This is a genomic window from Vibrio sp. UCD-FRSSP16_30 (assembly GCF_001676025.1).
GTDB lineage: Bacteria > Pseudomonadota > Gammaproteobacteria > Enterobacterales > Vibrionaceae > Vibrio.
On record NZ_LZFW01000004.1, the window covers coordinates 76,573 to 88,662 of the forward strand.

Annotated in this window: 9 protein-coding genes; all 9 read left to right on the top strand. The window is 43.1% G+C overall.

The window, feature by feature from the left end; all coding sequences use genetic code 11:
* Positions 1-6 precede the first annotated feature (6 nt).
* The 9 genes from rseP to dnaE all read left to right on the top strand — a co-directional run bounded on the left by rseP (position 7) and on the right by dnaE (position 12,072).
* On the top strand, positions 7-1,362 hold the full coding sequence (gene rseP / locus A9260_RS03930) for a sigma E protease regulator RseP (RefSeq protein ID WP_068696424.1): 1,356 nt from the start codon (positions 7-9) through the stop codon (positions 1,360-1,362).
* A gap of 46 nt (positions 1,363-1,408) precedes the next feature.
* Positions 1,409-3,847: an outer membrane protein assembly factor BamA gene (gene bamA / locus A9260_RS03935; RefSeq protein ID WP_068696426.1), complete on the top strand. Its 2,439-nt coding sequence runs from the start codon at positions 1,409-1,411 to the stop codon at positions 3,845-3,847.
* Between the two features lie 17 nt (positions 3,848-3,864).
* The gene (locus tag A9260_RS03940; RefSeq protein WP_068696428.1) at positions 3,865-4,377 is read left to right on the top strand and encodes an OmpH family outer membrane protein; all 513 of its coding nucleotides are present in this window, start codon (positions 3,865-3,867) and stop codon (positions 4,375-4,377) included.
* Positions 4,378-4,383: 6 nt separating this feature from the next.
* Positions 4,384-5,403 (top strand): UDP-3-O-(3-hydroxymyristoyl)glucosamine N-acyltransferase, encoded by a 1,020-nt coding sequence (gene lpxD, locus A9260_RS03945; protein ID WP_068696430.1) that lies wholly within the window; start codon positions 4,384-4,386, stop codon positions 5,401-5,403.
* Positions 5,404-5,511: 108 nt separating this feature from the next.
* Positions 5,512-5,943 (top strand): 3-hydroxyacyl-ACP dehydratase FabZ, encoded by a 432-nt coding sequence (gene fabZ, locus A9260_RS03950; RefSeq protein ID WP_068696507.1) that lies wholly within the window; start codon positions 5,512-5,514, stop codon positions 5,941-5,943.
* Position 5,944: 1 nt separating this feature from the next.
* Positions 5,945-6,736, top strand: coding sequence for an acyl-ACP--UDP-N-acetylglucosamine O-acyltransferase (lpxA, locus tag A9260_RS03955; protein WP_068696432.1), 792 nt, complete (start codon positions 5,945-5,947; stop codon positions 6,734-6,736).
* 73 nt (positions 6,737-6,809) lie between these two features.
* Positions 6,810-7,952 carry a lipid-A-disaccharide synthase gene (gene lpxB, locus A9260_RS03960; protein ID WP_068696434.1) on the top strand — a complete coding sequence of 381 codons (1,143 nt, stop codon included), beginning with the start codon at positions 6,810-6,812 and terminating at the stop codon, positions 7,950-7,952.
* A gap of 1 nt (position 7,953) precedes the next feature.
* Positions 7,954-8,574: a ribonuclease HII gene (gene rnhB, locus A9260_RS03965; RefSeq protein ID WP_068696436.1), complete on the top strand. Its 621-nt coding sequence runs from the start codon at positions 7,954-7,956 to the stop codon at positions 8,572-8,574.
* An 18-nt stretch (positions 8,575-8,592) separates the two neighbouring features.
* Positions 8,593-12,072, top strand: coding sequence for a DNA polymerase III subunit alpha (dnaE, locus tag A9260_RS03970; RefSeq protein ID WP_068696438.1), 3,480 nt, complete (start codon positions 8,593-8,595; stop codon positions 12,070-12,072).
* Positions 12,073-12,090 lie beyond the last annotated feature (18 nt).

The following is a 12,090-nucleotide window of genomic DNA, read 5'->3' on the forward strand; positions in this document are numbered from 1 at the left end:
GACGTAATGACCTCCATTTTATGGAATTTTGCTTCATTTGTAGTCGCACTGGGTATTTTAGTTGCCGTGCATGAATACGGTCACTTTTGGGTTGCCCGTCGCTGTGGAGTGAAAGTTCATAAATTTTCCATTGGCTTTGGTAAATCTATTTGGAAAAAAATAGGTAAAACAGGCACGGAATATTCTATCTCAGTGATTCCATTGGGCGGTTATGTCAAGATGCTTGATAGCCGAGTGGATGACGTTGCCGAACACGAAAAAAACCTCGCATTTGATAATAAAAAACTATGGCAACGTAGTGCGATTGTTGCCGCAGGTCCAATGGCGAACTTTATTTTTGCTATTGTCGCTTACTGGTTAGTTTTTCTTATTGGCGTTCCTGCAGTAAAACCTGTGATTGGTGAAGTTACGCCAAATTCTATTGTTGCTCAAGCCGGAATTCAGCCAGGCATGGAACTTAAATCCATTGATGGCGTCAAAACTGCTGATTGGGAATCTGTGAATATGGGTCTCATTGCCAGAATTGGTGATGATCATATGCAGGTAACGGTTGCTTCAGATAATGAGATAGGGCAACAACAGACCCTAAACCTTAATCTTGATGGCTGGAACTTTGACCCTGAAACTGAGTCAGCAATGACCACTTTAGGCTTTAGACCGTATTCACCGGAAATTTACCTTACTCTTGCTCATGTTCAAGAGGGAGGGGCTGCGCAGAAGGCTGGGTTGCTAATTGGTGACACCATTTTGGCAGTGAATGACAACTCTGTGAGCAAGTGGCAAGATTTTGCTTCAATTATTCGCCATAATCCCGACCACCCATTGAAACTTGATATTGAGCGTAATGGTGTGACTTTACCTATAACCTTAACTCCAGGCGTTCGTAAAGCAGGAGACGGTAATATAGGTTTTGCGGGTGTTTCTCCAAAAGTCGGCACTTGGCCTGATGATTATCGATTTGATTTAAGATTTGGCCCACTAGAGTCAATAGGTCGAGCAATTGATAAAACCAAACAAGTCACTTCGTTAACATTGAGTATGTTGAAGAAGCTGGTTGTCGGTGATGTAGGATTAAACAACCTTAGCGGTCCAATCTCGATTGCTAAAGGTGCTGGAGCGACAGCTGATTATGGTTTTGTTTATTTCTTAGGTTTTTTAGCTTTAATTAGCATTAACTTAGGAATTATTAATTTGATGCCACTGCCTATATTAGATGGTGGTCATCTGTTGTTTTTTGCAATCGAGGCGGTTACCCGTCGCCCGGTACCAGAGAAAATTCAAGAAATGGGGTATCGCGTTGGTGGAGCAGTAGTGTTTGCACTGATGTCTATCGCAATTTTAAACGATTTTATGCGTCTGTAATTCTTAAGGACTCACAGCGTATTTTTATAGGAAATTAGAAGTCGATATGTCTCTAAAACGTATCCTGCTTACCGCGTTACTACTTGGAAGTAGTGCTGTTTACGGTGCAGAAAATTTTGTCGTTCAAGATATCAAAATTGAAGGTCTTCAACGTGTTGCACTCGGTGCTGCATTGCTAGAGATGCCCGTTCGTGTTGGTGACACTGTTGGCACTAAAGATGTCTCTGGCATCATCAAATCTTTGTATAGTTCTGGTAACTATGAAGATGTGAAAGTACTGAGAGAGGGCGACGTATTAGTTGTTCGTGTGACTGAGCGTCCAACCATTGCCAGTGTGTCATTTTCTGGTAACAAGGCGATAGAAGAAGACCAACTTAAACAGAACCTTAATTCTTCTAATGTTCGTGTTGGTGAAGCTCTTGATCGCACAGCGCTGAGTACCATAGAAAAAGGTCTAGAAGACTTCTATTACAGTGTGGGTAAATATAACGCTTCTGTTCAAGCGGTTGTGACCCCATTACCTCGTAACCGAGCCGATCTTAAATTTGTCTTCTCAGAAGGTGTCTCGGCAAAAATTCAACAAATTAACTTCATTGGCAATACTGTCTTTACCGATAGTGACCTGCTATCGCGCTTTAACTTAAATGTTGATGTGCCATGGTGGAACTTCATGGCCGATGAAAAGTATCAAAAGCAAGTACTGGCCGGTGATCTAGAGGCCCTTAAATCTTATTACCTTAATCAGGGTTATTTGAAATTTAAGGTCGACTCAAGCCAAGTTGCTATCTCTCCAGATAAGAAGGGTGTGTATATCACTCTTTTCTTAGACGAAGGTGAACAATATACGGTCGACAAAGTCGATGTACGTGGTGAGCTTATCGGAAAGCGCGATGAGTTTGAGCAGATGAATCCATTTAAACAAGGTGACGTGTACAGCGGCGCTTCTGTTACAGGTATGGAAGAGTCAATCAAACGAGTGCTGGGTGAAGCAGGCTACGCATACCCTAACGTAAGAACCATTCCAGAATTTGATGATGAGAACCATACGGTATCTCTAGTGGTTAATGTTGAAGCGGGCAATCGTATTTATGTTCGTGATATCCGTTTTGTCGGTAACAACACCACCAAAGATGAAGTGCTTCGCCGTGAAATGCGTCAAATGGAAGGCAGTTGGCTGAATTCGAAAAACCTTGATACGGGTAAAACACGTTTAAACCGTTTGGGTTTCTTTGAAACTGTTGATGTGCAGACCGTTCGCGTTCCAGGAACTGATGATCAGGTTGATGTTGTTTACTCAGTTAAAGAAGCGAACTCAGGCAGTGTGAACTTTGGTGTTGGTTACGGTACTGAATCAGGTATTAGTTTCCAAGTTGGCTTACAGCAAGATAACTTCTTAGGTACAGGTAACCGCGTTGGTATCAGCGCCATGATGAACGATTACCAAAAAAATATCAGCTTGGAATATCGTGACCCTTACTGGAACTTAGATGGCGTTAGCTTGGGTGGTAAGGTCTTCTACAACAAATTTGAAGCATCAGAAGCGGGTATTGTTGACTACACCAACGAAAGTTACGGCGGTTCTTTAACTTGGGGTTTCCCATTTGATGAATTGAACTTCTTTGAAGTTGGGGTTGGCTATACGCACAACAGCTTGTCAAACCTTGATCCGTACGTTCAGATAGAAAACTTCCTTCAATCTCAGGGTAGTAACTACAATGCGATTGAAAATACGCTAAATACTGATGATTTTGACGTTTCTCTGACTTGGACGCGTAATAATCTAAACCGAAGTGTTTTCCCAACATCGGGTAACCACCAACGTTTTACGGGTAAAGTGACAGTTCCGGGATCGGATGCTCAATACTATAAACTTCAGTATGATGCGAGACAGTATTTCCCCCTTAACCAAAAACAAACCTTTGCTTTATTGTTTCGTGGACGTTTAGGTTATGGTAATGGTTACGGCAAAACCGGTGGCAATGATAACTTGTACCCGTTTTATGAGAACTTCTACGCAGGTGGCTTCACCACGCTACGTGGCTTTGGTTCAAACAGTGCCGGACCGAAAGCAGTATATGATGATCCATCAGGTTGTTCGGGCAACGTAGGGGGAAATAACCCTTGTTACTCAGCGACGGATGAATCAGCCGGTGGTAACGCCACTATGCTAGGTAGTATTGAACTTATCGTTCCTACGCCATTTGCAGGTGAGAGTTTCCGCAACCAAATACGTACCAGTGTATTCTTTGATATTGCCAGCGTATGGGATACAGAGTTTAACGATGTGGACGTAGACCAAAATTTACCGGGTTCGGAATACTATTATGATTATTCTGACCCATTTGCTTACCGTGCGTCGGTAGGTGCAGCGTTACAGTGGATGTCACCAATGGGACCTTTAGTGTTCTCGTTGGCAACACCGATAGAATTTTATGAGGGTGATGATAAAGAAGTCTTCACCTTCACAATTGGTAGAACCTTCTAAACTTTAAGGAATATATTTTGAAAAAACTAATTAAAGCAGCAGGCTTAAGTCTTGTAGTTTTATCTACATCTCTAGTAGCCCATGCCGCAGAAGCTGCGCAGAAGGTTGCTTACGTGAATACAGCTCAAGTCTTCCAAGAGCTACCTCAACGTGAAGCGGTACTAAAAACGCTGCAAGATGAGTTTAAAGACAAAACAGCTGAGCTAAAAACCATCGAAGGCAAAATTAAGGCGAAAGCTGATAAAGCGCGCCGCGATGCAGCTCTACTAGGTGATGACGGTGTTCGTCAACTGCAAATTGAAATTGCTGGCCTAGAAGCTGAATACAAACTTAAAGGTCAATCTCTAGAGCGTGACGGTAAACGTCGTGAAGCTCAAGAGAAGCAAAAGCTATTCAAAGCGATTCAAGATGCTGTGACTGTTGTTGCTAAACGTGAAGGTGTAGACATGGTTGTTGATGCTCAAGCACTGCAATATGCAAAACCAGAGCTAGACCTATCTCAAAAAGTTATCGACGAATTGAATAAGTAATTAACTATGACAGAACTGACGTTACAACAACTTGAAAGCATCACAGGTGGCACTTTACATGGTGACCCTGAGACTAGGGTATCTTCGGTCGCAGCTATGGATAAAGCCATAGAAGGGCAAATCACCTTCTTGTCTAATCCTCGCTACAAGAAGCAACTCGCCGAGTGTAAGGCGTCAGTTGTCATGGTAAAAGAGAGCGAGCGAGAGCTTTGCACTGGTAATACACTTGTCGTGCCAGACCCTTACGTGGCTTACGCTAAGGTAGCTCAAGCTTTCAATACGCCAGAGTTACCAGCACAAGACATTGCACCGTCTGCATTTATTGCAGAGGATGCTACTTTAGGCGCTAATGTTTCTGTGGGGCCGAATGCGACCATAGAATCAGGCGCAGTATTGGGTGACAATGTTAGCATTGGCGCGGGTGCTTATGTGGGCAAAAACGCAGTAATTGGCGCTGGCACTCAGCTATGGGCAAACGCAACTCTGTATCATCATGTACAAGTGGGTGAACGATGCGTTTTCCATTCTAGTTCTGTGATTGGTGCTGATGGTTTTGGCTATGCAAATGAACGTGGTGAGTGGATTAAAATCCCTCAAGTGGGCATCGTTAAAATTGGCGATCGTGTTGAAGTGGGCGCAAGCACGACTATCGACCGAGGCGCTCTAGACGATACTATTATTGAGAGCAATGTGATTTTAGATAATCAAATTCAAATTGGTCACAATGTTCACATTAGCTATGGTTCTTGTATTGCAGGTGGTACGGTCGTTGGTGGCAGTACTCACATTGGTAAATATTGTATTATTGGTGGTGGCGCAGCCATTTCTGGACACTTAGAGATTGCTGACGGTAGCATGATCTCAGGTCGAGCTATGATACTAAAAAGTATTACCGAAAAAGGCGTGTATTCTTCTGGTATGCCTGCTCAACCCAATAGAGAGTGGCGTAAATCGGTTGCTCGTTTAAATAGGCTTGAGGATATGCTCAATCGCCTAAATGAATTGGAAAAAAAGATCGCTTCTTAAAAGTTAATATTAAGGCCTGCGATATGCAGGTCTTTTTAGTCTATGATTGTTAAATAAATTAAAGCGTTACATTAAAGGAAACACACTTTGACTTCTGAAAAAAAGACCATGGATATTATGGAGATTCAATCTCTTCTTCCTCACCGTTATCCGTTTTTGCTACTCGATCGCGTTACTGACTACGAAGAAGGTAAGTATCTTATTGGTTTAAAAAACGTAACCTTTAATGAGCCTCAGTTCACAGGTCACTTTCCACAATTACCTGTATTTCCAGGCGTGTTAATTCTTGAAGCAATGGCTCAAGCAACTGGCTTGCTGGCATTTAAAACCTTTGGTGAGCCTAAAGAAAATGAATTGTATTACTTTGCTAGTGTAGATAAAGCGAAGTTCCGTAAACCTGTTAGCCCAGGCGACCAAATGATCATCGAAGTAGAACTATTGAAAAACCGTCGCGGCATTGCGATGTTCAATGGTACTGCTAAAGTTGATGGTGAAGTTGTTTGTTCTGCAGAACTAAAATGTGCTCGTCGAGAATTCTAATATGATTGATCCTACTGCAAAAATTCACCCTACTGCAGTTATTGAAGGTAATGTAAAAATCGGTGCCAACACAACGGTGGGGCCGTTTACATACATCAGTGGCGATGTAGAGATTGGTGAAGATAATGAGATTATGTCTCATGTCGTAATTAAAGGTTTAACTAAAATTGGTAATGGAAACCGAGTGTTTTCTTTTGCAATTTTAGGTGAAGAAAACCAAGATAAAAAATATCACGGTGAAGCGACACAGTTAATTGTTGGTGATCGTAATATTATTCGTGAAAGTGTACAGATGCACCGTGGTACTGTTCAGGATAAAGGCATTACTCAAGTAGGTAGCGATAACCTATTTTGTGTTAATGCACATATCGCTCATGACTGTGTGATTGGCGATAACGTTATTCTAGGCAATAACGCAACGCTAGCAGGCCACGTTAAGGTTCAAGATTTCGTTATCTTAACGGCTTTAGTACCTGTACATCAGTTCTGTACCTTAGGTGCTCACGCCTTTATTGGCGGTGGTTCAACGGTTGCTCAAGACATTCCTCCGTTTGTTATGGCGCAAGGTAACCACTGTAGTCCTATCGGCATTAACTCTGAAGGTATGAAACGTCGCGGCTTTGAAAAGCAAGACATTCTTGCTGTGCGTCGTGCATTCAAAACTTTGTATCGTACTGGTTTAACACTAGACGAAGCCAAAGAAGAGATGAAAGCGTCTGCCGAAGAATACCCTGCGGTTAAGCAGTTTTTAGATTACCTAAATAATAATGTTACTCGTGGCATTATTCGCTAGTACTAATATTTAGTTTTTCTTTTAAAGATCGCTGTAATGGGCGATCTTTTTGTTTGTGTATGGAGTGCATTTTATGAGTCGACCATTGCGTATTGGTGTTGTTGTCGGAGAGTTGTCTGGGGACACATTAGGTGAAGGTCTTATCAAAGGAATCCAGCAGCGTTATCCTGATGCTGAATTTGTTGGTATTGCTGGACCTAAAATGCAGGCATTAGGTTGCCGTTCATTATTTGATATGGAAGAATTATCGGTAATGGGCTTGGTGGAAGTATTAGGTCGCTTACGCCGAATTTTACACATCAAGAAAGAAGTTGCTAAATTTTTCAAACAATGGCAACCGGATGTCTTTATCGGTATCGATGCGCCAGACTTTAACCTGCGTCTTGAGCTAGAGCTGAAAAATGCTGGGCTTAAAACCGTTCACTATGTCAGCCCATCCGTATGGGCTTGGCGTCCAAAACGTATTTTCAAAATTGACGCTGCCACCGATTTAGTTCTCGCCTTTTTGCCGTTTGAAAAAGCGTTTTATGATAAATATAACGTCGCTTGTGAGTTTGTCGGTCATACCTTAGCCGATGCTATTCCATTGCAATCAAGTAAAAGTGAAGCTAGAGAACGCTTTGGGTTACAACAAGATAGACGTTGGATTGCAGTACTGCCGGGGAGTCGCCGTGGGGAAGTAAAACTGATGGCAGAGGACTTTATTCAAGGCTGTAAGTTATTAAATCAAAAGTATCCTGATATCGGTTTTATCGTCTCAGCAGTCAATCCTGCAAGACGTGCTCAGTTTGAAGAAATTTGGCAGCAAAGCGCCCCGGAACTTGATTTTCAAATCATAGAAGAAAACTCCGCACGTAATATTATGGCGGCAGCGGATTTTATCTTGCTAGCATGCGGCACTGCGGTTTTAGAAGGTATGTTGGTTAATCGTCCGATGGTGACGGCATATAAAGTAAATAAGATCTCAGGTTTTATTGCTAAGCGCATGATGCTAAACAAGTATTACAGCCTGCCGAACCTTCTTGCAGATGAAGAGCTTATTACTGAACTGATTATGGAACAGTGCAATCCTGCGCAGATCTTTGAGTCTATGCAAACGCTTATTGATGGGGATACCTCCTACATGACCAATAAGTTTACTGAAATGCACGCATGGATTAAACGTGATGCTGATACTCAAGCTGCCAACGCTGTACTCGATTTAATAGGCAAGTAAAATGGTTAAAGCAAAGATTGAATACCCTCCTTTTGAATATCCGCAAGGCTATAGCTTATTTGCTGGGGTTGATGAAGTAGGGCGTGGTCCATTAGTTGGGGATGTGGTGACAGCCGCTGTGATTCTTGACCCTAACAATCCGATTCAAGGATTAACGGACTCTAAAGCTCTATCTGAGAAAAAACGCTTAGCGCTTTTTCCTGAAATTAAAGAAAAAGCATTAGCATGGTCAGTGGGTCGTTGTTCTCCTGATGAAATTGATGAACTGAACATTTTACACGCTACTATGTTAGCCATGACAAGAGCCATCGAAGGTCTAGCGCTACAGCCTGACTTTGCGTTAATTGATGGTAATCGAGTGCCGACTATTGCGATGCCTGGCTTAGCAGTAGTCAAAGGGGACTTGAGAGTGGCTGAAATTAGCGCCGCCTCGATTATTGCTAAAGTCGTACGCGACCAAGAAATGGTTGAGCTTGATGAAAAGCACCCACAATTTGGTTTTGCTAAGCATAAAGGTTACCCAACCAAAGCCCACTTCGCTGCGATTGAAGAACATGGCGTGATTGCCGAGCACAGAAAAAGCTTTAAGCCAGTTAAACGAGCGTTAGGTCTTCTTGACTAGCGAGATAATAGAGTAATTATGACCCAGCCTAAGTTTATACATTTACGCGTTCACAGTGACTATTCCATGGTGGATGGCTTGTCTAAGGTGCCACCTTTAGTTAAAAAAGTGGCAGAGCTTGGCATGCCAGCGGTAGCGCTGACCGATTTTACCAACCTGTGTGGCTTAGTTAAGTTTTACAATAACGCCCATAACTCAGGTGTTAAGCCGATTATTGGCGCTGACTTTACGATGCAATCAGCAGAGTTTGGTGAAGAGCTGACGCGTATTACTGTTTTGGCTAGCAATAATCAGGGTTATAAAAACCTGACCTTATTGATCTCAAAAGCTTATCTTCGTGGACATGTGCAGCATCAACCTGTGATAGACAAAGCATGGTTAGCAGAGCTTAGTGAAGGTCTTATTGTTCTATCTGGTGGTAAAAGTGGTGAAGTAGGTAAAGCATTACTGAAAGGTAATCATGAACTAGCCCAGCAATGTATCGAATTTTATCAACAGCACTTTGCCGATCACTTCTATCTTGAATTAACCCGTACCGGTCGCGCTGACGAAGAAAGCTATCTTCATTTCGCATTAGAGTGCGCCGCGCAATATGATCTGCCTGTCGTGGCCACCAACGAAGTAGTATTTGTTAATCAAGACCAATTTGATGCCCACGAAATACGTGTCGCTATCCATGATGGCTTCACCATCGAAGATCCTCGTCGTCCTAAAAACTACAGTGCTCAGCAATACCTGCGCACCGAAGACGAAATGTGTGAGCTATTCTCGGATATTCCAGAAGCGCTGCAAAACAGTGTTGAGATCGCTAAGCGTTGTAATGTAACAGTGCGCCTTGGGGAATACTTCCTACCTAATTTCCCAACCGGTGATATGTCCATTGAGGAATTTTTGGTACATAAATCTGAAGAAGGTTTGGAAGAGCGTCTTGAGTTTCTTTTCCCTGATCCTAAAGTTCGTGAGCAAAAACGCCCTGAATATGACGAGCGATTAGAGATTGAATTAAAAGTAGTAAACCAGATGGGATTCCCTGGTTACTTCTTGATTGTAATGGAATTTATTCAGTGGTCTAAGGATAACGATATTCCTGTAGGCCCGGGTCGTGGTTCTGGTGCGGGCTCATTGGTGGCTTACGCACTCAAAATCACCGACCTTGATCCGTTAGAATACGACTTACTGTTTGAGCGATTTTTGAACCCTGAACGTGTTTCCATGCCCGATTTCGATATCGACTTTTGTATGGATAAGCGTGATCAGGTCATCGATCATGTTGCCGAATTGTACGGTCGTGACGCGGTATCTCAGATCATTACCTTTGGTACTATGGCAGCAAAAGCGGTTATTCGTGATGTTGGTCGTGTATTGGGTCACCCTTATGGTTTTGTTGACCGTATTTCTAAACTGGTTCCGCCCGATCCGGGAATGACCCTAAGCAAAGCGTTCGATGCAGAGCCGCAGCTAGGTGAGTTGTATGACGCAGATGAAGAGGTCAAAGATCTCATCGATATGTGTCGCATTTTGGAAGGTTGTACTCGTAACGCAGGTAAACACGCTGGTGGCGTAGTTATTTCGCCGACCACCATTACCGACTTTGCGCCAATTTATGCCGATGCTGAAGGGCATTTCCCTGTTACGCAATTTGATAAAAACGACGTTGAAACTGCCGGTCTGGTTAAGTTCGATTTCTTGGGACTGCGTACTTTAACCATCATTGATTGGGCATTAGGGCTAATTAACCCTCGCTTGGCTAAAAATGGTGAGGCTCCGATACGAATTGAGTCTATACCACTAGAAGATGAAGCTGCATTTAGAATACTGAAAAACTCAGAAACCACCGCCGTTTTCCAGTTAGAATCTCGCGGTATGAAGGACTTGATTAAGCGTCTTCAGCCGGACTGTTTTGAAGATATTATTGCACTGGTAGCCTTGTTCCGTCCCGGTCCTTTGCAATCGGGCATGGTAGATAACTTTATTGACCGTAAGCATGGCCGTGAAGCGATTTCTTATCCTGATGAACATTGGCAACATGAATCACTGAAAGAAACCCTAGATCCGACCTACGGCATCATATTGTACCAAGAACAGGTTATGCAAATAGCCCAGATCTTGGCAGGTTATACCTTAGGCGGCGCGGATATGCTGCGTCGTGCAATGGGTAAGAAAAAACCTGAAGAGATGGAGAAGCAGCGCTCAATCTTTAAAGAAGGTGCAGAGAACAACGGAGTTGATGGCGAGTTGTCGATGAAAATCTTCGACTTGGTAGAAAAGTTTGCAGGCTATGGTTTTAACAAATCACACTCAGCGGCTTATGCGTTAGTTTCTTATCAAACCTTATGGCTTAAAACCCATTATCCTGCTGAGTTTATGGCGGCGGTAATGACGGCCGATATGGATAACACCGAGAAGGTCGTTGGCCTTGTTGATGAGTGTATTCGTATGGGGCTCAAGCTGCTACCTCCGGATGTAAACTCAGGGCTTTATCGTTTTAATGTGGATGATACTGGCGCGATTGTGTATGGTATTGGCGCAATTAAAGGGGTTGGTGAAGGTCCGATTGAAAGCATTATTGAAGCGCGAACCAAAGACGGTCACTTTAAAGACTTATTTGATTTTTGTGCTCGTGTTGATCTTAAAAAGTGTAACAAGCGAGTCATTGAAAAATTGATTCAGGCTGGTGCTCTTGATCGCTTAGGCCCTCATAGAGCGGCCATGATGGCATCGGTGGATGCGGCAGTTAAAGCGGCCGGTCAATATCACCAAGCTGAAGCATTTGGTCAAAGTGATATGTTTGGCGTGCTCACTGATACACATTCAGATGTAGAGCAGGCGTATGCACAAGTGCCCAAATGGCCAGAGAAGATTTGGCTAGAAGGTGAGCGCGAAACACTGGGGCTTTATCTTACTGGACACCCGATTAATCTTTATCTTCGTGAGTTGGCTAAATACACTAGCTGTCGATTGAACAATGCAACACCGACTCGACGTGATCAATCTGTTACGTTATCCGGTTTAGTGATTGCGGCTAAAGTGATGACGACCAAGCGCGGAACTCGCATTGGTATTTTGACTTTAGATGACCGTTCTGGCCGAATGGAAGTGATGCTTTTTTCTGATGTGCTAGAAAAGTATGCAGAATTTGTAGAAAAAGATAGAATTGTGGTAGTTTCTGGACAGGTCAGCTTTGATGATTTCAATGGTGGCCTTAAAATGACGGCGCGTGAGATTATGGATCTTGGCCATGCTCGCGAAAAATATGCCTCTGGACTCAGTATTTCGATATCAGAGTCGCAAATCGATGCGAAGTTCTTTGAGCGCTTTAGTCAAGTGTTAGAGCCGCATCGCGCTGGTACTATTCCAGTTAATATTTATTATCAACGTAGTGACGCAAGAGCCAAGCTCTCTTTAGGTGTCGAATGGCGAGTAACGCCAAGTGATACGTTGATTGACGATTTAAAGCTATTGCTTGGTAACGACCAGGTGGAACTCGAATTTAACTAATGACAGAACATGCTGTTA